This is a genomic window from Sulfuricurvum sp. (assembly GCF_019163035.1).
Taxonomy (GTDB): Bacteria; Campylobacterota; Campylobacteria; order Campylobacterales; family Sulfurimonadaceae; genus Sulfuricurvum.
Genome location: NZ_JAFLKV010000050.1, coordinates 1 through 22,711 on the forward strand (window position 1 = coordinate 1; position 22,711 = coordinate 22,711).

Genomic DNA, 22,711 nt, shown 5'->3' on the forward strand with positions numbered 1-22,711 from the left:
TCTTTGATGAATAGCGCGGCTGTGAGTGTTAATTAAACCGCATTTGTTATAATATCCCTAAGAATAAAGGGAATCAGTATGGAAAACTTTTTAGAAAAAGCAAAATTCGCAAGCCGTGCGTTGGCAATACTCAGCGGAAGTGAACGTAACCGAATATTGCGAGAGATGGCCGAAGCGCTTCGCTCCAATATGATGAACATTATCGAAGCTAATGCGATCGATATGAAAAAAGCTGAGGAAGAGGACCTCTCCTCGTCACTCAAAGACCGCTTGATGCTTGATGAGAAGCGCCTCGACGCGATGGCAGTCGCGATCGAAGAGATAGCCGCTCTAAAAGATCCGATCGGTCGAGTGATCGAGGGGTGGGTCACCGAGGCAGGGCTTAAAATAGAGAAAGTGAGTATCCCTATCGGGGTGGTCGGGATCATTTACGAATCGCGCCCGAATGTCACGTCCGATACAGCGGCACTGTGTTTCAAAAGTTCCAACGGCTGTGTCCTCAAAGGGGGCAAAGAGGCTGAGCACTCCAACAAGATCATTGCTGATGTATTGCAGCAGGTACTGATCCGTAACAATCTTCCCCGTGAACTGATTGCGCTACTTCCTGATTCCTCACGCGAAGGGGTAGCTAAACTGATCAAGATGGACAAATACGTCGATTTGATCGTTCCGCGCGGCGGAGAAACGTTGATTCGATTTGTGAGTCAAAACTCCAGTGTCCCTGTCGTCAAACACGATAAAGGGCAATGCCACCTCTATATTGATAAAGATGCAAATATAGAGGATGCACTAAAAATAGCGGTCAACGCAAAAGTTCAACGTCCTTCCGCGTGTAATTCAATCGAGACACTCTTAGTAGATAGTACGATTGCGACAGAAGTATTGCCACTCTTTAAAGAGGTATTTGATCGTGCTCATACTCAGCTCAAAGGGTGTGAACAGACTCGCGAAGTGATCGCCATCGAGCGAGCGAGTGAAGAGGATTTCGATACCGAGTATTTAGCGAATATCCTCAATATTCGGGTCGTGGATGGTGTGGATGGTGCGATTAGTCACATCGTCCGCTACGGGTCAGGGCACTCTGAGGCGATCATCACCGAAAATATTACGGCGGCGGAGCGTTTTATGAACGCTATCGATGCGGCGGCGGTTTATGTAAATGCCTCGACCCGTTTTACCGACGGTGGAGCTTTCGGATTTGGAGCCGAGGTTGGGATCAGTACCAATAAACTTCATGCTCGCGGTCCGATGGGAGTTGAGGGATTGACGACCTATAAATACAAAGTGTACGGTAAAGGTCAGATTCGTTGAGTCGCGTTTTAGATATCGAAAATATATCTTTTGGATATATAAAAGATACGCTATTGTTCGATAATTTCTCACTCACCCTCAAGGAGGGAGAGATCAAAGCGATAGTGGGATCCAGCGGTGTCGGGAAATCGACCCTGTTTGAACTCATTTTAGGGCATCGTAAGCCTCATCACGGTTCTATCCGATCATTATCCCTCTCTCAAGTGTTTCAGGACCCCTACAGCTCTTTTCATCCTACTTACACAGTACGTGAACAGATTAGAGATGTGACATTGATGGAGGGACGTGAGATTTTAATAGAGCAGATGGGGTTGGAAGAGGCACTTTTGGATACACTTCCTCATAAACTCTCCGGCGGACAGTTGCAGAGGTGCTCTATATTACGAGCGCTGTTGATGAAGCCGAAACTTTTACTCCTGGATGAGCCGACGTCGGCACTCGATAATCTTAATCAACTCGATATTATGAAACTGATTGTAAATCACATCGAGGGGATGGGTGTCTTACTCATTACCCATGATGGAGATTTGGCACAGTGGTGTGCCGATGAGATTGTTACGTTAAAGTAGTTAGTGATAGCGAGGAAGCTCTAGGAGGGCAGAGTCATACATATGTTGCATTTTCTCACGGGTTTCATTGAGCCATTCAGGATTACTTTTATCGGCAACAAAAGAATCCAAATAAATGGCGGTCATAGTTCCTGAGTTGAAAATTTTTCGTTTGTTGCTGAAATGCCATGCAGTGGCGATTAAAACAACTGGTTGAACTTTGAGACTGAATTTATCGGCAACCATTTTGGCTCCCGCTTTGAACGGTTTCATTTGACCCGTTTCAGTCCGAGTTCCCTCAGGGAAAATAGTGATGACACGTCCGTGATCGAGTCGATCTTTACAATCTTTAATCAGTTTAACCAAGGCGGTTTTAGATTCGCGTTCCAGTGCGATATCTTTGGGTAAACGGACAACCAGACCGAAAAATGGTACTTTGAAGAGCTCTTTTTTGGCAACCCATGCTAAATCTTTAGAGGTAATAGTCTCCATAATTCCGATATCGATATCACTTTGGTGATTGATGAGATACATTTGCGCATCAGGATCAGGTGAGCCTTTGATCTGAACGGGGACAAAGACGAGCAGGCGGATAAACCATGCCGAAAATTTTACGGCATAGGGCTTAGGGAGAAGGTAGAACGTAACGATCATCAGTGTCATCCCGCTAAAGATGACGATGACCGCATAGAGCCACTTAATTCGTGCAAATATCACGTTTGTTTACCCATCCCACTTTATCATTACTCAGATGTATTTTGACAAACTCACCCACTTCTTTTTCTGCTTCTAGATGCTCTTCTTGGAGAGTCATCTCAAATATGGTTCCGTTTTTGATCGGAAGTAGGTATACCGGTGCATCTTTTTTGATACAGAGATTCTGATTCGGGAGTAGCACATAGACGATGTAAAACATCGGTAATACAGAGATATAAATATACCATTTATTTCGTCTCCAGTAAAACAATCCGAAAAGGATGGCAACAAAGACTCCCGCCGCACTAATTTTTAGCTCTGTATGGCGTGCATCGGTCGGAGAAAGATCACTTTGACCTGTCGATACGGTATCATCATCCACAACAATAGGGATATTCAACGCTTCATAACGTTGCTTTTTAAGGTTGAAATAAGAAAAACTGAGACTTTTATCGGTATTCGGAATAATCGCATAATAGGTCATTTGCGATTCTCCTACATTGGAAAGTTTAGATTCAAAGCCTTGCTTGATTGCATTGGGGATCGAAAAGTCACTTAGATTACATCGTAAAGCTTTGACGGTGAAAATAACGACGTTACTCTCGTTATTATAAGGGGTTGTTTTATAATTAATCACTTCAAACTTATCAGCTAAAACATTAGCAAATCCGGTAGGAGGGCTTAGCGTGGTTGCACTAATAGCTGTTCCTGTAAGTGTTTCTGATGTTGCACCAGATGTGGTTAGCATTGCAGTGATATCAGGGAAACGAACTGATGCAGATTGAACGAGAAAATAGAAGGTGTCATAGATTCCGTCTTCTTTAACGCTCCGTTTAGGGGTATCACTGAAGATACGAATCCCCTCTTCGTTTTGAAGGGTATATTCAATATTTCCCGATGCCACATCAACGGGAGTGAGTTTGATGTTAAGGGCTATAATCTCACCAACATAAGGGTGCTCAGGAAGATTGGTAAATTCGAGTTTTAGCCCTGTGGAGGAAGAAACACCAGAGAATAGAGTATTGATCTCAGATGAGGGATTTTGATCGGCAGTAGCTTCAACTGAGGGTGCTGGTTCGGTTAGAACGGAGGGCTCAGCGATAAGGATTTGTCCGATAAGACAAAAGAGAAGAGCTAAAGCTTTCAAATGTTTATAAACCCCTCTAACATCGCTCTGCCATCATCAGAACCTAACAGTGCCTCCATCGCCCGCTCAGGGTGTGGCATAAGACCGAAAACATTTTTAGCCTTATTGCAAATTCCGGCTATGCTATCGACCGATCCGTTCGGATTGTCAATTTTTCCTGAGGCATCGGTGTATTTTAGGAGAACTTGATTGTTGGCATAAAGTTCTTTGAGACCTGCCTCATCAATGTAAAAATTACCGTCATGGTGAGCGATAGGTATATTAACCACTTGATCCACTTTGCAATGGCGGAGAAAATCGTTATCGTTCTGGATCACTTTGAGATGATGGTGAGTGGAAATAAAGTGAAGTCCTTCGTTACGTTTCAATGCACCCGGAAGGAGACCGGTTTCGGTAAGAACTTGAAATCCATTACAAATTCCGAGTACTTTTCCACCGTTATCAGCATACGCATTGAGCGCTTTCATAATCGGAGACATTTTGGCGATAGCACCGCTACGAAGATAATCGCCGTAGCTAAACCCACCTGCAACTACAAGGAGATCACACCCTTGTGGGATCGTATCTTCTTTGTGCCAAAGGATTTGTGTTTCACACCCTAATGCGGCAAACGCGTGTTGGGTATCGTACTCGCAGTTTGTCCCTGGAAACTGAACAATGCCGACTTTCATGCTTGAATCTCGATCTCGTAATCTTCGATAACGGTGTTTGCCAAAAGCTCTTCACACATATGGGCTACTTTTTCTTTAGCAGTCGCGGCATCGCTCTCATTCATCTCGATAATGATTTGTTTTCCGACACGAACATCTTTAACACTTTCAAAACCATGACCGCTAAGGGCGTGTTGAACCGCTTTACCCTGAGAGTCCAAAACTCCGTTTTTCAAAAATACGTTTACAATTGCTTTCATATCATTACCCCAATATTCTGTTTAATACTTCTTCGTAAGCGACTTTAAGTCCGCCAAGACCTTGACGAAAACGGTCTTTATCCATTTTTTCACCGGTTGCTAAATCCCAAAAACGGCAGTTGTCAGGACTGATCTCATCGGCAAGGATAATTTTGCCGTTTTCATCACGACCGAATTCAAGCTTGAAATCGACCAAGTTAAGCCCTTTTTCGTGGAAGTAAGGGCGTAAAATAGAGTTAACTTCACGTGCCATTGCACGGAGTTGATCGAGCTCTGCTTCATTTTTAACGAGTTCTAGTATAAGGCAGTGTTGATCGTTGAGTTTCGGATCACCGAGCGCATCGTTTTTGTAGTCGAATTCGACCAAGGTAAACGGCAAGATAGTTCCATCGGCGATACCGAGATTTTTGCTAAGGCTTCCGGTTGCGATGTTACGGACGATCACTTCGATAAGGATAATGTCCACTTTTTTGCAGAGCATGTTGTTATCATCGAGCATCTCTACGAAGTGGGACTCTACGCCGTTTTTAGCTAACATTTTGAACAGTTCGGTTGAAATTTTATTATTCAGCGCCCCTTTACCGGATTCACTATCTTTTTTAGCACCGTTAAATGCAGTCAGATCATCTTTAAACTCGGCAATCACTAAATTCGCATCGTCGGTGCTAAAGAGGCGTTTAGCCTTTCCTTCGTAGATGATATCGCGTTTTTCCATGGTTATTTTCCTTTGACTATGATTAGAGCTTTGATAATATCGACACCCTCTTTAAGCTGAATATCTTTGGTCAGCTGTTCGGTGGTGATAACGGTTTTATTGGTAGCGTTGACTTCGGTAACATCGATCATTCCACCCTCTTTTTCGAGTTCGGATTCCAGATGTTTTTTGAGATCAGATTCTTTGATATTGAACGATTTATCGTGATTTTTGACTTCTCCGGCTACGACTTCAATATCGGGTGCTACACCGACGGCTTGAATAGTTCGGCCGCTTGGGAGATAGTAGCGGGCAATGGTGAGTTTGACCGCTTCACTTTCAGTGATCGGCATAACGACTTGGACGGAACCTTTACCGAAGGTTTTCTCACCGACGATTACGGCACGTTTGAGATCTTGGAGTGCTCCACTGACGATTTCAGAAGCGCTGGCTGAGCCTTCGTTGACTAAAACAACGAGCGGAAGATCGGTGATAGTAGCACTTTTAGTTGCTTTATAGGTGACATCATCTGCTTTGTTGCGCCCTTTTTGGGAGACGATAATTCCCTCATTAACAAACAAGTCTGTTAGTTCAACCGCCTGATCCAAAAGCCCGCCCGGATTGTTGCGAAGATCGAGGATGATCCCTTTGCTTTTTGTGGCATGTTTTTTGATCGCTTTTTTGACATCACTTGCTACTTTTTTGTCAAAGCTGGTAACACGGACATAGAGGATATCAGCTCCTATGGTGCGGGTATAGACAGATTCTACAGTGATGATGTCACGGATAATATGAACTTTGATCGGATCAGCAACCCCTTTTCGGACGATAGTGATATCAATTGGAGTTTTAGGGGCTCCGCGCATCAATCCGACTGCATCGTCAATGGTCATGCTGAGGGTTGACTTAGCGTTGATTTTCAGGATGATATCACCCGCTTTAATCCCTGCTTTATCGGCGGGTGTCCCCTCAATAGGGGCGATAACGGTGAGGGCATTGTCTCTCATACCGACCGTTATCCCTAATCCGCCGAATTCACCGTCGGTTTGGGTTTTAAGGTTATCGTAGCTTTTTTTATCCATGTAGGTGGAGTGGGCATCGAGGTTGGAGAGCATCCCCTGAAGTGATTTATCAATCAGTTGATCGACGCTCAGTCCGTCTACATTGTATTGCTCAACGATTCCCAATACTTTGGTGAATTTGGCTAAGGATTGAAGACGGGAGGCTTCTACAGAGGCTTCGGTAGCTTCGGGAACATTGTTTTTTGCTAACAACGACGTAGAGAGGGCGACGCTAATCGCTACTGCACTAACAAAACCGACTACCATCATTTTTGTGTTTTTCATACGTTTTTTTAACCTTGTGTAGAGCCGTTAAATAAGATCACGAATTATAGTGAAAACTCCATTAAATAACAATGGATCAAATCACTTCGATAACGACATCTCCGATCACAATTTTTTCCCCCTTGATGATCTTGGCGCGCTTTCGGGTTTCGACTTCTCCGTTACGGTAAACATGGGAGTTTTCGATGAGCATTTTGGCCTGACCGCCGGTATCGACAAGGTCTAAAAGTTTAATCAGTTTATGGAGTTCGATATAAGGTTCGGTGAGTGTATAAGTCATGTTAGTATCTTTACAAGTTGAAAATTGATATTATTTAGAAAAAAGGGAAAAGCAAAAGGAGACATGAGAGCCCGATAAGGGCTTCATGATGTGATTACCAGCGATCGCGTGGAGGGCGTGGAGCACGTGGGCGTGCTTCGTTAACACGAAGTGTACGTCCGCCGAAATCGTTACCTTCAAGAGCAGTGATCGCTTTGTTAGCTTCATCTTGGTTCGCCATTTCTACGAAGCCAAAACCGCGAAAACGGCCTGTTTCTTTGTCATTTACGAATTTAACTGAACTAACTTCACCGTATTGTCCAAAAAGATCTTTAAGATCGTTTTCGTCTTTGCCGTAGGGAATATTCCCGACATAAATTTGTGTCACATTGTACTCCGTGGAAAAATCGAACTATAACCAGCATAATCCTTGCGCACATTTTAGCTTTTACAATCTTATGGGAATGTTAAAACTAATTGTGTATTAATAATTAGTCAAAACCCATGTTAAAAGTTTACAAAATCAGACATAAGAGCTTATCTGATAGTAATCTGAATTTAGCTATAATCGCGTAATTTTTATGTAAAGAGTTTTAAGTATGGTACAAGTCACAAGATTAACAATGCGCTTCGGCAGTCGAATTTTATTTGAGGGGATTAACCTCAAACTAGACCGTAACAAACGTTATGGTCTTATCGGTGCAAACGGTGCGGGGAAAACAACATTCCTAAAAATTCTCAGCGGAGAGATCAAAGAGTACGAGGGGGATATCTCCATCGAACCGGGTCTCAAAGTAGGGATTTTAGGACAAAATCAGTTTGCGTTTGAAGATTTCACCATTGCCGATGCGGTATTATGGGGGAACAAACGTCTATATGACGCAATCAAAGAGAAAGAAGATCTCTACGCCAACGGTGATTTCGAAGATGAAAAAACCAATGACCGCCTCGCGGAGTTGGAGATGATTTCGGTTGAAGAAGATCCGACCTATGAGTACGACGTTCAAATCGCCAAGATTTTGGAAAACGTCGGAATTTCGGCAGAACATCATAATGATTTGATGTCAAGTCTCCCTTCCTCGGAAAAATTCAAAGTTCTCCTCGCGCAAGTGCTTTATCCGAAACCGGACGTTTTGTTCCTCGATGAGCCTACGAATAACCTTGATATCGATACCATCGGATGGTTGGAGCGTGAGCTTCAACGCCATGAGGGGACATTGGTTATCATCTCGCATGACCGTCACTTTATCAACGCCGTTGTGACCAACATTCTCGACGTCGATTTCCAAAAAATCCGTGAATTTACGGGAACGTATGATGATTGGTATATGGCGTCTACTATCATGGCAAACCAAATGCAGCTTGATCGCGATAAAAAAGTAAAAGAGAAAGAGCAACTCGAAGCGTTTGTACGCCGATTCTCCGCGAATGCGTCGAAAGCAAAGCAAGCAACGTCTCGTCAGAAACAACTTGATAAATTGACCATCGAAGATATCAAACCTTCAAGCAGACGTGACCCAAGTATCGTCTTTAAACCGAAGCGTCCTATGGGAGATGAAGCGTTGCGTGTAGCGAATGTTTCTCACAGCTATGATGATTTGAATGTTTTACGTGATTTTGATATTCTCGTAGCTCCGGGTGAAAAAATCGCGATTATCGGTCCCAACGGTGCGGGTAAATCAACCTTGTGTAAAATCCTCATGGAAGAGATGAAGCCGACCAGCGGAAGTGTTACATGGGGAGCGACGATTGAATACAGTTATTTCCCGCAAGATACGACCGATAAAATCAAAGGGGACGGAACCCTGTACGACTGGCTTCGCGGGTTTGATCCGAAACGTGAAATCTCCGAGATTCGTAACTGTTTAGGGCGTATGCTTTTCAATGGTGAACAGCAAGAGAAAAGTGTCGAGAAGATTTCAGGGGGAGAAAAACATCGTATGATGCTCTCTAAAATGATGTTAGAGGGGGGGAATTTCCTCGTTCTCGATGAGCCTACCAATCACCTTGACCTCGAAGCGATTATTGCTCTTGGTGAGGCATTGCTTGATTTCGAAGGAAATGTTATTTGTGTGAGTCATGACCGTGAGTTGCTCGATGCGTTCGCCGATCGTATTATTGAATTGCACCTTGATGGTACTTATATCGATTTCAAAGGTTCGTACGAAGAGTTTGCTGAGGCAAAAGCAAGTGGAAGCTTATAAAAATTATGTCGGACTCGGTGTCGCGGGCAACTTCGCCCTCCACCTTGAACAAGCCGGCGAGAGTGTCGATTTCAAAGATATTTTAACCGAAGATCCGAATGGGCCGAAAGGGATGTTCCCTTTTTATGTCCCCCATCGTGAGGGGCAACTCGGTATCTATCCGATCAGTTCCGATACGATCCTCCTCGCGAATGAAACGTGCAATGTCCAGCCTGAGCCTGAAGTGGCTTTGATTTGTGATTTCTTTTACGATGGAGAGGGAAATGTCATCGAAATTACCCCTAAATTTTTCGGTGCTTATAATGATTGTTCCCTACGTAAAGAGGGAGCCGCAAAGATTAGCCACAAAAAAAACTGGGGTGAAGCCTCCAAGGGGCTATCTTCAACTCTAATCCCTATCGATACCTTTGAAAAGGGTGGAATAATGGACAGTTATCGTATCGCTTCGTTTTTGCGACGCGAAGGGATGCTGATGCGCTACGGTGAAGATGTTGAACTTACCGGATACAGTTTCTTTTACGGTAAACTCATCGAGTGGATGAAAAAACAGATCAATACTCAAAGTGATTTCGGTCCACTGGAGTCAATCGGAAGCTATTTAAAAGAAGCCAGAAATCCTGCACATGCGATTATAAGCATCGGTGCTACCCGTTATACCCATTTTGGTGAGACCAATTTCCTAGAAGAGGGGGATGAGGTGATTGTCGTCGTGTATGATAACAACAAATACTGCATGAATCCGATTCTCTCGATGGCTAACAGCAATGCTTTTGAAGTCGAGGGTATTAGCGCTCTCGTTCAGAAGGTTGTGCGTGGTTGAGAAAGGGTTGTACCGTCACTACAAGGGTAAATATTACGAAGTGATCGGAGAAGCAAAACACTCTGAAACCGGTGAAATTCTTGTCATTTATCGACCACTGTACGGTGAACAGGGGCTATGGGTACGTCCAAGCACGATGTTTGAAGAGACCCTGCCAAACGGAGTAAAAAGGTTTACTTACAGCGGAGAAGCTAAATGAGTCGTGGAAGAAAACTTTCTTTCGATTTGGGAGCATCGTGGGGTGAGGGGTGGAGCATGGAAGAGGAGAAAACCGCAAAGGTTTTTACCATTCTTGAGCCCTCTGCGCACCGCCTTGTCTTCCAAAAGGAAAAACGTCGTGGGAAATTGGTGACACTTGTTGGACCTTTTAATCTTAGTGAAGAAGATGCCCAAAAAGTTCTCTCAGTTCTCAAAAAATCGTTAGCTTGCGGCGGAGCATACAAAGAATTTTGGATGGAGTTTCAAGGCGATATTGCCCCAAAAGCACGAGAAGCACTCGAAAAACTTTCTTTTAAATTCAAAAAATAATTACAGCTTATTACTAAATACCACCTGATTACGTCCACGCTCTTTTGCCGCATAGAGGTTAGTATCAGCAGTATGTATAAGGGCATCTTCTCCCATATCTACGGTAGGAACAATACAAATTCCCCCGATAGAGACACTGAGGGTAGGGAGAATTTTGGAGCCTTTGTGCTCTATTTTTAGGTGTTCAATACTCGTACGTACTTTTTCGCCCATAATACGAGCATTTTTACAATCGGTATCACTCAGGATGATTCCGAACTCTTCGCCGCCTAAACGAAATGGGTAATCTCCTGGACGCTGAAGAACTGTTTTAAGTACTTTGGAAACAGCTTGGAGGGCAAGGTCACCTTGCAAATGTCCGTAAGTATCGTTGTATTGCTTGAAAAAATCGATATCGAGCATCATAAAGACAAATGGGGTGTTAGAGCGTAATGCACGTTTAAATTCACGTTCATATATCACATTAAAATAACGTCGATTGAACAGTGCGGTAAGTGAGTCTGTATAAGAAGCCTGTTCGAGTTTGAGATTGAGATGTTTGAGGGTTTCACTCGATTCGATGAGCTGTTGCTGTTGTACTTCAATACGGGAAAAGATCATCCATGCGAGCCCCATTACTAATGTTAAAATAACACCCAAAAAGAAAATAAGCTGCATCACAGCATTTTCATACTGTGTTAATAGCATTGAGTGTTCATATTTGGCTTCAGCGTTTTCATAACTAATGAGTTGAGAAATAGTACTTTGAATAGATTGAATATTCTCATCCATAGTAATAAGAGAGAGCGGATGAGAGCGATCAGGATCATTGATCAAAGAGCGTACCTGAGTAAAATAATTGTTAATACTTTGAATTTGAGTTTCGGTATAAGTTATATATGTCATCTCTTCAGGGCGCTTATGATGGGAAGTGTATGAGCCCCACAGCTGATTAATTCGCTCTAAAGAGGTAACAATCTTATCGCTCACTTGATCATCACTCATGCGTTGGTTATCCCATCGATAGATCGAAGAAGCGAGATCGTTATGGTAGGTAGCATTGATGCTATTCAACTCACTTAGAGGAAGGAGAGAGCCGAAATAGAGAGTATCCATATTTCTTTTAATATTTTGAATATTGATATAACCGATTAGTCCTACTACAACGAGACCAAAGCCCACGAGCAGTAACAAATAAAGTAATTTAGTTTTGAGGTTAAGTGATTTCACGGATTTAATTAATCTTTATTATATGGTTGTGGTATCTAAGCAACTCCTATACCAACAGAGATTATAATTTGATATTTTCAGCAGGAGGAAAATATGGCAAAACGACTCATAAAAGATGAACGGATTAAGACGATCATCCACAACATTGCCGACGATTTTCGTTTTTCTCATGAAACAGGCGATTATGCACTATTGTTTTACAAGAGCGATACGGAAGGGGTGATCCGTGGAGCTGATATCGATACGATGATCGAGTACCTCTCAACAGGACTTTCAGAGTTGCAAGATAATATCCAATGGCGACGCGATTTTCTGAGCGAAAACCACGGGGTCGATGAGATGCGAATGCTCGAAAATCTCGGTGTGATCGAGAAAGAATATCTTGATCTACTGGAATTTTTGCGTTAAGGTATTGAAAAAAGGAGAAGATAATGAATATCAAAACATTATTGGTTAGCAGTTTGATAGTTACATCGCTTAACTCAGCAGAGGATTTTAACAGCGAATTTAGTCATTTTGTTGGGGGAGCTTTATTAGCAGGAGGGGCTACGGCTATTGTCGATCATTATTATCCAGAAGATCGATCCGATAGAGGTACGATAGGATTTGTTATTAGTACGGCAGCAGTCCTTGTGGATCAAAGTATTCAATATGCTGAGTATGGGAATATTAGAGGGCAGTTATTGGATACTGCTGCGCATATAGCCGGTTCAGCGTTAGGGGCATTTATTACGGATGAATATTTTTTGAGTCCTGTAATCCAAAACTCAAAAAGTGAAGGAGAGTATATCGGAGTGAGTCTCCGGCACGCTTTTTAGTGTTTGTAAGGCTCTAACGGGAGTTTTTTCGCTATAGCGTATTGGATCCCCCCTTGTAAATCGATGACGCTGTAGCCCAGCTGTTTATCTAAAAAATTACCAACCATTTGGGTGCGGTTTCCGCTGTTGCAGATGAGGGCAAATTTTTCATTCTTTTTGACTATTTTGTTCAATTTCCCCAAAAAAAGTTCGGCGTTGTAATTACCTTGTTCGTCAAAAAAGGTAATAGGGATGGAACCTTTGATGAGTCCGGTCGTTTTCCACTCAGAGGGAGTCCGGATATCGATAATTTTGATTTTACTATCAAGTAGTTTTTGATCGATTGGCTGGCGGACATATTCGGCACTGAGTGTCGTAATCGTGAGTAATAAAGTGATAAGTGCTAAGCGCATATTGGCTCCTAATAGGTATAATGGCGGTATTGTATCTATGAATGATTAATATGAGGTTTTATGGGTGAATCTAAAACAGAAAATGCAAAACGGCTCCGGTATATTCGGTTACTTGGACGTTTTATTAATGGAATACTCTCTTACCTAGCAAAAAGTGATAACCCAACCAAAGAACAGTATGACCAAAAAGTAGATATGAATTTTCGCTTTTTAGAAAAAAATGAAGCAGTTAAACTCTATAAAGATGAATACCTCGTCCTTGAAGCGCTAGGACAGAAGATTCTTGATTTCCGCGCCAGTGACGAACAGATAGAGACGATCAAAGAGGAACTTTTTTACGCTCAAAACCAGTTGGAAAAACGGGTAAATGCCAGCCGCTATAAAAAATCAAAACACGATAACCATGCAACAGATGGGTGGTGATTAAATAACCCCTAAATGTTCTAAGAGGATCTTGGTTCCCAATCCGATTAGGATAACTCCTCCGAGCATCTCCGCTTTACTCTCCAACAATGACCCCAGTTTTTTCCCGACATACACTGCAATGACACACAATGCAAAGGTGACTAACGCAATCACACCTGCCGCCGTATAGATATCAGTTTGTAAAAAGGCAAACGTTATCCCGATTGCCATTGCATCGATACTGGTAGCGATACCGAGGGTAATGAGGGTTTTAGCGGAGAGATCGGTTACTTCGTCATCAAACTCATTTTGATACGCTTCATAGAGCATTTTCCCACCTAATCCTACGAGGAGTATAAAGGCTATCCAGTGATCAAAGGATTGCACATATTCAGCAAAGCTAATTCCGATGAAATATCCAGCGACGGGCATGGCACCTTGGAAAAATCCGAAAACTGCGGCGGTAAAGATAGCTTTTGAAACTAAAAGATTTTTGTATTTAGAGCCGATTGCAATGGACACGGCGACAGAGTCCATCGCTAAAGCGACGGCGAGGATAAGGAGGGTTTCATTCACGGGAAGTCCTAAGCAATAAGTGCGGAATTATAGCGGACTACATCCCGAATCGTTAAGGTTTTAGGAACAACACGATCCTCCCTTGCAGGATTTATCCTTTTTTTGAAACCGTTCTTGTACTAAATGCCATCCCATAAGCCCCAGCAGGAGAACAGCGGCACCCTCTTGGAGGATTCCGTGATGCTCATATAAGTCTACACTCATATTAATGGAGAAAGATTTAAATAATAGGTCGATGGATGCGCCAAATACAATACTTCCGATTGCAATCACTGAGAGATAAATCACTAAAGCGCGTACTCCCAACATCGATTTGACCGCTCCCATCGTTACGGTATTGGTAGCAGGTCCTGCACTTAAGAAGATAAAGGCGGCACCTGGAGAAACTCCAGCAATGAGGAGAGAAGCGGCTATCGGAAGCGATTCGGTAGCGCATACATACATGGGGACGGCGATCGCTACGGCTATCAGATAGCTTAAAATGAGATTGTCATTAAAAAGTTCTTGAAGATTAGAGGGGATAGCTGCTGTAATAAAGGCACCGATTAATAATCCCCAAAAGAGAGGTTTGCTAAAGCTTCCCAACAGTGTTACCAAGCCGTAGTGAAATACAGCCACTATTGAAAATGGCTTTTTAGCTTCTATTTGAGTCCCTTGGATAATCTTTGGAGTAGATTCCGGTGCTGTCGATGTGAAAACAACCCATTGTTTATTAACCTCTTTTGGCTCAAACATATTCATGAGCATTCCAGCAACAATAGCAATAATGACAGAAGTGAAAACGCGGTAAAGGGTAAATATCCCTCCGAACATCCCAAAGGTCGCCAATATAGAATCTATCCCCGTGATCGGAGTGGAGATCAAAAATGACATCGTTGCCCCTTTAGAAGCTCCGTTACGGCGAAGTGATGCGGCAAAAGGGATAACACTGCAAGAACATAGTGGAAGTGGTGTTCCAAATAGGGCTGCTTTGTAGATAGACCCGTGAGTATTGGAGCCTAAATGCTTTTGAACCCATTTTTCACTGATGATCTGGTGCAATACCCCTGCCGCCAAGAGACCAAATAGGATATAAATCCCCATATTAACACTTAAGTGCCAAAATGCTTCGAAAATCAAATACATCTGATGCTCCTGAAAATAATAACTATTATCGAATTCTAAACATTTTGACTTAATTTGTTCTTATGAAATGAATGGGGCTAAGATAGGTTACTCTTGATTTATCTCAACCGTAATGTGTACCAGCTCTTCATGAATCGATAAAGCTTCACGAAAATCATTTGGACACATTCCATTATTGCTTTGCAAAGAGAGGATAACGGAGTATTTCCCTTTTCCCACTCGCCATACATGTAAATCTTTGATGTGTGCTTCGGGATCAACTTGTACAATTACCTCACGGACTTCTTCAACAACAGGATCATCCATATGGGCATCGAGAAGAATTCGTCCCGTATCCCGTAGCAGTCCAGCTGCCCACACACTCACTAATATTCCCCCTACAATCCCCATAGCCGGATCGAGCCATGAAGCGCCCCAAAGCTTTCCCGCCACCAAAGCGATTATCGCCAATACCGAAGTCGCAGCATCCGCTAATACGTGGAGATAAGCAGAACGTAGGTTGAGATCATGATTATGTCCATGATGATCGTGATGGTGCCCATGGTCATGATGATTATCCCCCAGTAACCATGCTGTGATAAGATTGATAAATAACCCAATTAAAGCAACTATGATGGCTTCGTTGTAGTGGATAGTAACCGGTTCTATTAGACGTTCCGCTGATTGATAAAACATGAATAGAGCAACTGCAATTAAGAAAAGGGCGCTGGTATATCCCGCTAATACCTCGATCTTCCATGTGCCGAATGCAAATCGATTATCTCGTGCATATCGGCGTGCCAAAACATAGGCTCCTACCGAAAGTCCAAGGGCAAGGGCATGAGTGCTCATATGCCATCCATCGGCAAGAAGTGCCATTGACCCGTAATAATATCCACCGATAATTTCAGCGACCATCATTACCACTGTTAAGATAACGGCGTATCGAGTTTTACCCTCAGCTACAGGGTTCCCTTCATCAAACTGGTGGGAGTGATTCCAGCGTTCGGCAGAAGATGAAATGTCCATAAAATTTTGTCCTGTATTAAAAGTAGAGTTTTATATCCTAATAGACTTGAAAGAGACTAAAATATGAGTATTAGTTCAAGAATTACAAATTATTTTCGAGTATTACAATCGGTATCTTTACCAAAAATACATCGCCCATTAAAAATCAGTTTTCGGATAAAAAAGAAAAGGGAAACGGAGGCAAGAAGTCCGCTAATAATTGCATGAGGAATAAGCCCCTGAGAGAAAAAAGAGAGGGTCGCTACGATAAAGGCAAAGGTTAAAATGAGACACATGGATTAACTTCTTCAGGGGATACGGTTAAGATGCTCTTTGACATCACTAAGACGGATAAAACTGAAACTTTGTGCTTTGAGTTTGGTAATACCCTCCACTATACCCGCTCGAGTTCCACTTTCAGGGTGGTTCATGTGAAAAATAACGATATCACCGCTGTGCACACTTTCAAGCTGTTGCGCTACTTTGGCTGGACTAAAGGTTGCCCCTGCATCCCCTAACACACTGAACCCGGCTATTTCAACTCCATTTTTATGCGCTATGGAAACGGCTTGTTCATCGTAATAGGCAGTTCCTGATCGGAAAAATCGTGGCCGTTTTCCCGTGAGTTTTTCGATCAGATCTCCGTTCGCGTTGATCTCATGTTCCACCTCTTCGACGGATGCAGTACCGACTATGTTATAAATGCTTTTTCCATTCACGGAGAGGGGGCGGTGTGCGGTACCGTGATTGGCAATTTCAAATAGAGGATTAGTTGCTAATTGGATAAAAATTTCAGGGTTACTTTGTATCCATCGTGAGTTGATAAAGAGGGTCGCTGGGATACGGTTTTCATTGAGAAAGTTGATAAGTTCGGTATCGTATTGTGAACTTTTTACACTCCCTCCGCATGCATCGAAGGTGAGGGCAATCTGTTTTTTGGGAGAGTTAAAGCTAGTAACAACACCGGTTACATTTTCACCCCATTGTACAGGTTCATCTGCAAATAGATAAAAAGGGATCAAAAAGAGAAATAAAGTTATCAGTTTTGCCATTTTGAATACCTTTGAAGCGATATATAAAATTGTAGCGCAGCTGTAGAAAAGAAGAGCTTTATCCCATTTTAAGAGACACTTTAAAGCTTATCAGATATTATGCTTTAAGATTTTCATAAAAAATATTTAATATATAAACGTTATAAATATTATTATATTTATAACGTTTATAAAAAAATGGAAAAACATGTCACACAAAACGACCTATACAAAGATCGCTGCAAAAATCATTTTTGTAACCATGTTTTTGACCCTAATTGTTGCCTATTTTTATGGTGAGTATATGAAAAAGGATGCCATTTCCAATCTAGCCCATATTGATGCGAAAAAAACGAGTAAACTTGTTTTTGAAGCGCTCTATTCTGCGATGCAGAGAGGATGGAACAAAGATGATTTAGAAGAGATTATTAGTCGTCTTAATAGTGTTGATAAGAATATGAAAGTTAATGTATATCGAAGTGCAATCGTTGCAGAGCGTTTTGGAGAAATCGAAAAAGATAAGCTAGCACGTGAATCAAATGTTGATATTGTAAAAGCAATTAAAGGCACGGAAGTTCTAAATATTTCCAATTCAGAATTTATCAAATTCTATTATCCCGTCGTTGCGAAAGATGCTTGTTTAAAGTGTCACACAAATGCTAATATAGGAGATGTTCTAGGTGTGATCGATGTATCGTATCCTATTGATGATTTGAAAGTTTCACTCAGTGAAATGATTAACTTTTTCATTATCTTCATCATTGTATTTTCACTTATTGTCTATTTGGCTATTTTTATTGAACTTAAACAGTATTTGATTAAACCGATTAAAAACTTTGCGAATGTCATAAAGAATATCACCGCATCACATGATATGAAAAAACGGGTAGAGGTGAATGATAATATCGAAGAGATTGACTCGATAAAAGACATTTTCAACAGTATGCTCGACTCAATAGAACACCAATTTTATTTTGATAGTTTAACAGGGCTAGAAAATCGGAGAATGTTGACCGAGAAACTCGAAGAGAAGCAGAATGTTTTTTTAATGATTATTAATATTGATGGGTTTCAAGAGTTCAATGATCTTTATGGAGATCCTGCCGGAGATTTGATTTTACAAGAGTTTGCCCTATTTTTACAAGAGATAATGCCTAAAAAAGAGGGACTTTATCGATTGCATTCGGATGAATTCGCCCATTTGTGCAACAGTGGTATGGATATCCATGAGTTTAAACTTTTTGCATCATTGGTAAGTGAAAAAATTTCCCAAAAAAGTTTTACGATCAGTGAGAAAGGGGAGATCAGTTTAAGTGCAACCATTGGTATATCTTATGGCTCTGAGTTATTGCTTATGAATGCGGATATCGCTCTTAAATTGGCGAAGAAAAATAAAAAGAATTTTTTGATTTATGATGAGACGATGGCGATGGCAAAAGAATATGAGAAAAATTTTGACTGGACAAAGCGTCTCAAAAAAGCGATTGAAGAGGATAGAATCGTCCCTGTTTTTCAACCAATTGTTGATACTAAAACCGAAAAAATAGTGAAATATGAAGCGCTGATGAGAATAGTAGACGATCAAGGGTTATTTATAGCACCGATCCATTTTCTGGAACTTGCAAAGAAAAATAAACTGTATCATCAGCTAACCAAGATAATCATAGAAAAAACATTCAATAAATTTGAGAACTTGCCCTATATAGTATCGATCAATATTTCGGTGGAAGATATTTTGAATAAAGAGATATACAACTTTATCATCAAAAAATTAGAAGAGAGTCAGATAGGGGAAAAAATTGTTTTTGAGATTATAGAATCGGAGGGGATCGAAAACTTTGATCAAGTGTTAGAGTTTATCAATGATGTCAAACGATTCGGTGTCAAAATCTCTATCGATGATTTTGGTACAGGATACTCGAATTTTGAGTATCTTATGAAATTAAAAGTAGATTATATAAAAATAGACGGGTCGATGATCAAAAATATCGACAGCGATAAAAACTCGCAGATGATTACAAAATCGATCGTTAGTTTTGCAAAAAGTATGAATATCAAGACCGTTGCCGAGTTTGTCCACTCTAAAAATGTATGTGAAAAGGTCAAAGAAATGGATGTCGATTTTTCACAGGGGTATTATTTTGGAGAACCGACCGATTTGATTATTCCGTTTTCTCTTTGATATAATTTGCCCCTTGGTTCACTTTAGACTTTGTCCAATCGACTGAGTTGGTGGTATCTTCTTTAACGCCGTTCCATGTGGCGGCACAGCCTGATAAAAAAACTAAAGTTAGTAGAAGAGAGAGTATATATTTCATGAGATTACCTCTGAGCTTAAAATTATAAAATTTTATCTCAAGAATGTTAACGTAGAAAAAGGGATTTGATTCTGGGGTGAGAAATCTACTCTGTTTCTATACGATTTTTCCCAAGCTCTTTTGCCCGATACATTGCCGAATCAGCCCGTGAGAGGATAGTCTCTATCGCATCAGCGGTACGAGCGGTGGCAATCCCGAAGCTTGCGGTTATATGAGAGGGTGTGAGATGAATGAGGTGTGCATCTTCTTCGAACGCTTTACGTAGGGTTTCAGCAATCACCTCGGCACTCTCCTGATCGGTATCAATCAGCCCAATGATAAATTCTTCACCTCCCCAGCGACCTATGATATCAGTACGGCGTAGGCGGTTTTTAAGAAGCTCGGCAATTCGGATTAGGACATTGTCTCCTGCCTGATGGCCTAGTGTATCGTTGATCATTTTGAAATTATCGATGTCGAAAAAGATAAGGCTTAGCGGATTGCCGTTTCGTTTACTGAGGCGGAGAAAATCATTAAAGGAATCATTGAAGGCACTTCGGTTCATTAATCCGGTTAGGGTGTCGTTACTTGCCATAAATTCGAGCTTTTTGTTGTACCCTCGGATTGTTAGGAGAATAATGAGGGTGATTATGACGGTCATTAGCAGTGATATGGCTAGATTCATATAAAAAGTTTGGCGTACGTTTTTGATAAAATCATCCAGTTTTGCTTCAACAATAAGGTATAAATTGAGTTCGGGAATGTACTTGGTTTTGAGAAGATAGTTTTCGCCATTTTTTTGATATTCGAGTATTTTGGACTCTTTGACGATGATTTGATCACTAATTCTATGCAGTTCTGGCGTATCGGAAAGATTTTTGATTTTGGAGTCACTCCGTTCGGATAAAATAATTTCCCCTTTTTCATTGACGAACATTACGGTGAAATTGTACTCCTGACGAAACCGCTTGAGCATATCGTTGATGTAGGATATTTTTAGTCCGATTCCCGTGGCTCCAACGAAATGGTACTCGTTGTCGTAGATTTTATGGTTGATAAACATGATGAGTGAGTTGTCCAGATTGTTATTGAAATCAAGATTGATTTCATTATCTCCTTGCACCTTTTTAAAATTAAAATACCATGCATTATCGGGTTTTGAACTGTTGAGATGTTCGAGAAAACCGCTTTGCGTGTAGTAGCTTTGGGTTTTTTCTGAAACTAAAAATGCGACGAACATGCCGTATTTATTATTGATCGCTTCGAGATAACGGATGATTTTTTCACTGTTTTGCTCATCGTTTATGAGCCAGTCTTTTAAAAATGTGTCATGTGCCATCATCGAAGCGACGAGGTTGGGCTCTATGATGTGTTTTTGGATCTCGGTGTAGATATTATCGACTGTCAGAGGGAGCGATCGGGTTTTGAGATCGGTTTCAGTGGCGTTGAGAGAAACCATAAAATTAATGAGTGAAATACTGATCGAGAGGGTGATCATTAGCACCGATATGGTGATGACGATGTAAAAATTATTTTTGATTTTCATAAAGACTCTTTTAGTACGGTATAAAATAGTGATAAGTTTAGCATGATTTTATAACGAATGCATTATGCAGAAGAAGAGTATTACAAATCAATCTTATATCCTATGCCGTTTACATTGGAAATAATATTCGGGTAGCTTTTTTTCCTTATTCCACGAACCAATGTCCGAAGGGCATCCATACTCATTAAACCCTCTTGCCAGACAACAGATTCTATAGCACTGTAGGGGACGATTAGCCGTTTTTTATTTAAAAGAAATTCGAGAAGAAAATACTCTTTTTTGGATAATTGTATTAATCTGCCGTCGGTATGATTAATTGTTTTATTAATCGGATCGTAGCTAAATCCTTCTTCTAAAACGGTATAGGTTGAAGATCGGCAGTTAAGAATTGTTTTAACACCTATATGAAGCGCATCAAGTAAATCATTGTTTTTAAGGGGTTTGTGGAGATAACGAGTAGTATTTAAGTTAATTGCATCGAACAGCATCTCTTGGTTACTGTACGCAGTTGTCATAATGACAGGGGTCAAAACATCTTTTTGGCGAAGGCATCGGACGAAGTCTAATCCATTTTCGTTATTGAGTTGAAGATCGATTAAAATCATATCCACTTTTTGGGTTCTAAAAAGGTCACATCCTTTTATAGAATTATTTGTTTCTAAAACTTTTAATCCATTTTCACGGATAAAGTGCGAGTTTTTTTCTCGGAGTTCAGAGTCGCTTTCGATATAAAGAAGGGTAAAATTATTTGATCTGAACATATATACTTCCCATTAGAATTCTCCCAAAACACTCTGGTTTCGACCTTGGATTTTTGCCTTATACATTGCAGTATCTGCCGCTTTTATCGTATTTCCGATAGGGATATCTGGATTTGCTTGGCTGATTCCAATGCTAAGGGTAATAGGGCGATTCAGAGCAAAATCATATTCATAGGTACGGTTGCGAAGTTTTTCAGCGATTGGTAGGGCTGTGTTGAGGTCCGTTTGATCCAAAATTACCAGAAACTCTTCACCTCCCCATCGGCAAAAAATATCACTGGCACGAAGTGTATCCCGGATAAGAGCAGAAAATTCGATTAAAATTCGGTCTCCTTCTAAATGGCCGTATTGATCATTAACCGACTTAAAGTGATCTAAATCTATAAAGAGAATGGTAAATGTAGAGTTATCAAAAAAAGCTTGCTCAACTTTTTGAGTAAGTAAAATATGAAGTTTGGCTCGGTTGTAAATCCCAGTAAGAGGATCAATCTCAATTTTTCGACTGAGTTCTTTTTGTTCTGTAATATTGGTATATATTCCAATATAGCCAAGAATGCCATCATTACTTTGCAGTGGTTCAATGCAGACTTTGCTCCAATATTTCGTGCCGTTTTTCTTTTTATTTTTGATCTCTCCACACCAAGTGTTTCCTTGATTGATGGTATTCCATAAATCATCATACAATTCTTTCGGTGTATCTGGATGGCGGACAGGTTTATGTTTAACTCCGATCAATTCATCTCGGGCAAATCCGGAAAGCATTTCAAACCCCTTACTAACATCAACAATGACACCGGTAATATCAGTCGTAATAGTGACCGAATTTCGATCCAGTATTTCTGATTTGAGTTGTTCGAAATGCGTTGAATTATTGATCAAATTTATTCCCTTTTGAAAATAATTGTAACCATTGATTATGAGATTTTAATGACCTCGTATAGTATCGGTAAAAAGTCATAAAAAAATCTTAGAATAAAGAGAAGTGAAAGAAATATTAAAATCAGTGAAAAATTGGTAAAAAAGAGATTGAAAAAGTATTTTTGGAAGTTTTATAGTGGTGACCCCAATGAGAGGGTATCACCTTCAGAATCTAATAGTAAA

The 22,711-nt window shown here is 40.9% G+C and carries 29 protein-coding genes; 10 read left to right on the forward strand and 19 right to left on the reverse strand.

The annotated features are described in order from the left end of the window. Window positions 1-78 precede the first annotated feature (78 nt). Window positions 79-1,311: a glutamate-5-semialdehyde dehydrogenase gene (locus JZU62_RS04485; protein WP_295012319.1), complete on the forward strand. Its 1,233-nt coding sequence runs from the start codon at window positions 79-81 to the stop codon at window positions 1,309-1,311. Next, the gene (locus JZU62_RS04490; RefSeq protein ID WP_295012321.1) at window positions 1,308-1,880 is read left to right on the forward strand and encodes an ATP-binding cassette domain-containing protein; all 573 of its coding nucleotides are present in this window, start codon (window positions 1,308-1,310) and stop codon (window positions 1,878-1,880) included. Before JZU62_RS04485 ends, JZU62_RS04490 begins: the two co-directional genes overlap by 4 nt. Here the strand turns inward: JZU62_RS04490 and JZU62_RS04495 are convergent, their stop codons facing one another. The 8 genes from JZU62_RS04495 to JZU62_RS04530 form a co-directional block, all read right to left on the reverse strand. Continuing rightward, entirely contained in the window at window positions 1,881-2,576 is a 696-nt protein-coding gene (locus tag JZU62_RS04495; RefSeq protein WP_295012323.1) for a lysophospholipid acyltransferase family protein, read from the reverse strand. It lies immediately after the preceding gene. Beyond that, window positions 2,557-3,702 carry a hypothetical protein gene (locus tag JZU62_RS04500; RefSeq protein WP_295012325.1) on the reverse strand — a complete coding sequence of 382 codons (1,146 nt, stop codon included), beginning with the start codon at window positions 3,700-3,702 and terminating at the stop codon, window positions 2,557-2,559. The genes JZU62_RS04495 and JZU62_RS04500 overlap by 20 nt, the downstream gene beginning before the upstream one ends. Beyond that, window positions 3,699-4,373 carry a phosphoribosylformylglycinamidine synthase subunit PurQ gene (gene purQ, locus JZU62_RS04505; RefSeq protein ID WP_295012327.1) on the reverse strand — a complete coding sequence of 225 codons (675 nt, stop codon included), beginning with the start codon at window positions 4,371-4,373 and terminating at the stop codon, window positions 3,699-3,701. Before purQ ends, JZU62_RS04500 begins: the two co-directional genes overlap by 4 nt. Continuing rightward, on the reverse strand, window positions 4,370-4,612 hold the full coding sequence (purS, locus tag JZU62_RS04510; RefSeq protein WP_295012329.1) for a phosphoribosylformylglycinamidine synthase subunit PurS: 243 nt from the start codon (window positions 4,610-4,612) through the stop codon (window positions 4,370-4,372). Before purS ends, purQ begins: the two co-directional genes overlap by 4 nt. Before the next feature lie 4 nt (window positions 4,613-4,616). Continuing rightward, a complete protein-coding gene (purC, locus tag JZU62_RS04515; protein WP_295012331.1) occupies window positions 4,617-5,327 on the reverse strand; it encodes a phosphoribosylaminoimidazolesuccinocarboxamide synthase in 711 nt (236 codons plus the stop codon). Between the two features lie 2 nt (window positions 5,328-5,329). Continuing rightward, window positions 5,330-6,652 carry a S41 family peptidase gene (locus JZU62_RS04520; RefSeq protein ID WP_295012333.1) on the reverse strand — a complete coding sequence of 441 codons (1,323 nt, stop codon included), beginning with the start codon at window positions 6,650-6,652 and terminating at the stop codon, window positions 5,330-5,332. Between the two features lie 76 nt (window positions 6,653-6,728). Continuing rightward, on the reverse strand, window positions 6,729-6,932 hold the full coding sequence (locus JZU62_RS04525) for an RNA-binding S4 domain-containing protein (RefSeq protein ID WP_295012335.1): 204 nt from the start codon (window positions 6,930-6,932) through the stop codon (window positions 6,729-6,731). Window positions 6,933-7,026: 94 nt separating this feature from the next. After that, window positions 7,027-7,299, reverse strand: a complete 273-nt coding sequence (locus tag JZU62_RS04530) for an RNA-binding protein (protein ID WP_015652803.1) — start codon at window positions 7,297-7,299, stop codon at window positions 7,027-7,029. Between the two features lie 211 nt (window positions 7,300-7,510). Between JZU62_RS04530 and JZU62_RS04535 the strand changes: the two genes are divergently transcribed. The 4 genes from JZU62_RS04535 to JZU62_RS04550 are packed head-to-tail and all read left to right on the forward strand — an operon-like array spanning window position 7,511 to window position 10,463. Further along, window positions 7,511-9,115 (forward strand): ATP-binding cassette domain-containing protein, encoded by a 1,605-nt coding sequence (locus tag JZU62_RS04535; RefSeq protein ID WP_295012337.1) that lies wholly within the window; start codon window positions 7,511-7,513, stop codon window positions 9,113-9,115. Beyond that, the gene (locus JZU62_RS04540; RefSeq protein ID WP_295012340.1) at window positions 9,102-9,935 is read left to right on the forward strand and encodes a DUF5718 family protein; all 834 of its coding nucleotides are present in this window, start codon (window positions 9,102-9,104) and stop codon (window positions 9,933-9,935) included. Before JZU62_RS04535 ends, JZU62_RS04540 begins: the two co-directional genes overlap by 14 nt. Further along, window positions 9,928-10,134 carry a DUF1653 domain-containing protein gene (locus JZU62_RS04545; protein WP_295012342.1) on the forward strand — a complete coding sequence of 69 codons (207 nt, stop codon included), beginning with the start codon at window positions 9,928-9,930 and terminating at the stop codon, window positions 10,132-10,134. The genes JZU62_RS04540 and JZU62_RS04545 overlap by 8 nt, the downstream gene beginning before the upstream one ends. Then, window positions 10,131-10,463 (forward strand): translation initiation factor, encoded by a 333-nt coding sequence (locus JZU62_RS04550; RefSeq protein WP_295012344.1) that lies wholly within the window; start codon window positions 10,131-10,133, stop codon window positions 10,461-10,463. Before JZU62_RS04545 ends, JZU62_RS04550 begins: the two co-directional genes overlap by 4 nt. Here the strand turns inward: JZU62_RS04550 and JZU62_RS04555 are convergent, their stop codons facing one another. Continuing rightward, entirely contained in the window at window positions 10,464-11,672 is a 1,209-nt protein-coding gene (locus JZU62_RS04555; protein ID WP_295012346.1) for a diguanylate cyclase, read from the reverse strand. Between the two features lie 93 nt (window positions 11,673-11,765). On the opposite strand from JZU62_RS04555, the gene JZU62_RS04560 reads away from it, so the two are divergent. Continuing rightward, window positions 11,766-12,080 carry a hypothetical protein gene (locus tag JZU62_RS04560; protein WP_295012348.1) on the forward strand — a complete coding sequence of 105 codons (315 nt, stop codon included), beginning with the start codon at window positions 11,766-11,768 and terminating at the stop codon, window positions 12,078-12,080. Between the two features lie 23 nt (window positions 12,081-12,103). After that, complete coding sequence (locus tag JZU62_RS04565; protein ID WP_295012350.1) at window positions 12,104-12,490, forward strand: hypothetical protein; 387 nt, start codon at window positions 12,104-12,106, stop codon at window positions 12,488-12,490. Here the strand turns inward: JZU62_RS04565 and JZU62_RS04570 are convergent. Then, window positions 12,487-12,882, reverse strand: coding sequence for a rhodanese-like domain-containing protein (locus JZU62_RS04570; RefSeq protein WP_295012352.1), 396 nt, complete (start codon window positions 12,880-12,882; stop codon window positions 12,487-12,489). The two genes, JZU62_RS04565 and JZU62_RS04570, sit on opposite strands and share 4 nt — an antisense overlap. A gap of 60 nt (window positions 12,883-12,942) precedes the next feature. Between JZU62_RS04570 and JZU62_RS04575 the strand changes: the two genes are divergently transcribed. Further along, the gene (locus tag JZU62_RS04575; RefSeq protein WP_295012354.1) at window positions 12,943-13,305 is read left to right on the forward strand and encodes a hypothetical protein; all 363 of its coding nucleotides are present in this window, start codon (window positions 12,943-12,945) and stop codon (window positions 13,303-13,305) included. Here the strand turns inward: JZU62_RS04575 and JZU62_RS04580 are convergent, their stop codons facing one another. The 5 genes from JZU62_RS04580 to JZU62_RS04600 form a co-directional block, all read right to left on the reverse strand. Beyond that, window positions 13,306-13,863, reverse strand: coding sequence for a manganese efflux pump MntP family protein (locus JZU62_RS04580; RefSeq protein WP_295012356.1), 558 nt, complete (start codon window positions 13,861-13,863; stop codon window positions 13,306-13,308). 60 nt (window positions 13,864-13,923) lie between these two features. Next, window positions 13,924-14,988, reverse strand: coding sequence for an SO_0444 family Cu/Zn efflux transporter (locus JZU62_RS04585; RefSeq protein WP_295012358.1), 1,065 nt, complete (start codon window positions 14,986-14,988; stop codon window positions 13,924-13,926). An 87-nt stretch (window positions 14,989-15,075) separates the two neighbouring features. Next, window positions 15,076-15,996 carry a CDF family Co(II)/Ni(II) efflux transporter DmeF gene (gene dmeF, locus JZU62_RS04590; protein ID WP_295012360.1) on the reverse strand — a complete coding sequence of 307 codons (921 nt, stop codon included), beginning with the start codon at window positions 15,994-15,996 and terminating at the stop codon, window positions 15,076-15,078. 89 nt (window positions 15,997-16,085) lie between these two features. Further along, entirely contained in the window at window positions 16,086-16,271 is a 186-nt protein-coding gene (locus JZU62_RS04595; RefSeq protein ID WP_295012362.1) for a hypothetical protein, read from the reverse strand. A gap of 12 nt (window positions 16,272-16,283) precedes the next feature. After that, on the reverse strand, window positions 16,284-17,027 hold the full coding sequence (locus JZU62_RS04600; RefSeq protein ID WP_295012364.1) for a polysaccharide deacetylase family protein: 744 nt from the start codon (window positions 17,025-17,027) through the stop codon (window positions 16,284-16,286). Between the two features lie 187 nt (window positions 17,028-17,214). Between JZU62_RS04600 and JZU62_RS04605 the strand changes: the two genes are divergently transcribed. Then, window positions 17,215-19,188 (forward strand): EAL domain-containing protein, encoded by a 1,974-nt coding sequence (locus tag JZU62_RS04605; protein WP_295012366.1) that lies wholly within the window; start codon window positions 17,215-17,217, stop codon window positions 19,186-19,188. Here JZU62_RS04605 and JZU62_RS04610 read toward each other — a convergent pair. The 4 genes from JZU62_RS04610 to JZU62_RS04625 all read right to left on the reverse strand — a co-directional run bounded on the left by JZU62_RS04610 (window position 19,169) and on the right by JZU62_RS04625 (window position 22,489). Beyond that, on the reverse strand, window positions 19,169-19,324 hold the full coding sequence (locus tag JZU62_RS04610; RefSeq protein WP_295012367.1) for a hypothetical protein: 156 nt from the start codon (window positions 19,322-19,324) through the stop codon (window positions 19,169-19,171). The genes JZU62_RS04605 and JZU62_RS04610 overlap by 20 nt on opposite strands. 85 nt (window positions 19,325-19,409) lie before the next feature. Then, complete coding sequence (locus JZU62_RS04615) at window positions 19,410-20,849, reverse strand: sensor domain-containing diguanylate cyclase (RefSeq protein WP_295012369.1); 1,440 nt, start codon at window positions 20,847-20,849, stop codon at window positions 19,410-19,412. An 80-nt stretch (window positions 20,850-20,929) separates the two neighbouring features. Further along, a complete protein-coding gene (locus tag JZU62_RS04620) occupies window positions 20,930-21,610 on the reverse strand; it encodes a response regulator (protein ID WP_295012371.1) in 681 nt (226 codons plus the stop codon). A gap of 12 nt (window positions 21,611-21,622) precedes the next feature. Continuing rightward, on the reverse strand, window positions 21,623-22,489 hold the full coding sequence (locus JZU62_RS04625; RefSeq protein WP_295012373.1) for a diguanylate cyclase: 867 nt from the start codon (window positions 22,487-22,489) through the stop codon (window positions 21,623-21,625). Window positions 22,490-22,711: the final 222 nt, after the last annotated feature.

Coding starts and splice junctions, on each gene's coding strand:
- JZU62_RS04485 (WP_295012319.1), top strand. CDS start 79: ATGGAAAACTTTTTAGAAAAAGCAAAATTCGCAAGCCGTGCGTTGGCA.
- purQ (WP_295012327.1), bottom strand. CDS start 4,373: ATGAAAGTCGGCATTGTTCAGTTTCCAGGGACAAACTGCGAGTACGAT.
- purS (WP_295012329.1), bottom strand. CDS start 4,612: ATGAAAGCAATTGTAAACGTATTTTTGAAAAACGGAGTTTTGGACTCT.
- purC (WP_295012331.1), bottom strand. CDS start 5,327: ATGGAAAAACGCGATATCATCTACGAAGGAAAGGCTAAACGCCTCTTT.
- JZU62_RS04520 (WP_295012333.1), bottom strand. CDS start 6,652: ATGAAAAACACAAAAATGATGGTAGTCGGTTTTGTTAGTGCAGTAGCG.
- JZU62_RS04525 (WP_295012335.1), bottom strand. CDS start 6,932: ATGACTTATACACTCACCGAACCTTATATCGAACTCCATAAACTGATT.
- JZU62_RS04535 (WP_295012337.1), top strand. CDS start 7,511: ATGGTACAAGTCACAAGATTAACAATGCGCTTCGGCAGTCGAATTTTA.
- JZU62_RS04550 (WP_295012344.1), top strand. CDS start 10,131: ATGAGTCGTGGAAGAAAACTTTCTTTCGATTTGGGAGCATCGTGGGGT.
- JZU62_RS04560 (WP_295012348.1), top strand. CDS start 11,766: ATGGCAAAACGACTCATAAAAGATGAACGGATTAAGACGATCATCCAC.
- JZU62_RS04565 (WP_295012350.1), top strand. CDS start 12,104: ATGAATATCAAAACATTATTGGTTAGCAGTTTGATAGTTACATCGCTT.
- JZU62_RS04570 (WP_295012352.1), bottom strand. CDS start 12,882: ATGCGCTTAGCACTTATCACTTTATTACTCACGATTACGACACTCAGT.
- JZU62_RS04575 (WP_295012354.1), top strand. CDS start 12,943: ATGGGTGAATCTAAAACAGAAAATGCAAAACGGCTCCGGTATATTCGG.
- JZU62_RS04585 (WP_295012358.1), bottom strand. CDS start 14,988: ATGTATTTGATTTTCGAAGCATTTTGGCACTTAAGTGTTAATATGGGG.
- dmeF (WP_295012360.1), bottom strand. CDS start 15,996: ATGGACATTTCATCTTCTGCCGAACGCTGGAATCACTCCCACCAGTTT.
- JZU62_RS04595 (WP_295012362.1), bottom strand. CDS start 16,271: ATGTGTCTCATTTTAACCTTTGCCTTTATCGTAGCGACCCTCTCTTTT.
- JZU62_RS04600 (WP_295012364.1), bottom strand. CDS start 17,027: ATGGCAAAACTGATAACTTTATTTCTCTTTTTGATCCCTTTTTATCTA.
- JZU62_RS04605 (WP_295012366.1), top strand. CDS start 17,215: ATGTCACACAAAACGACCTATACAAAGATCGCTGCAAAAATCATTTTT.
- JZU62_RS04610 (WP_295012367.1), bottom strand. CDS start 19,324: ATGAAATATATACTCTCTCTTCTACTAACTTTAGTTTTTTTATCAGGC.
- JZU62_RS04615 (WP_295012369.1), bottom strand. CDS start 20,849: ATGAAAATCAAAAATAATTTTTACATCGTCATCACCATATCGGTGCTA.
- JZU62_RS04620 (WP_295012371.1), bottom strand. CDS start 21,610: ATGTTCAGATCAAATAATTTTACCCTTCTTTATATCGAAAGCGACTCT.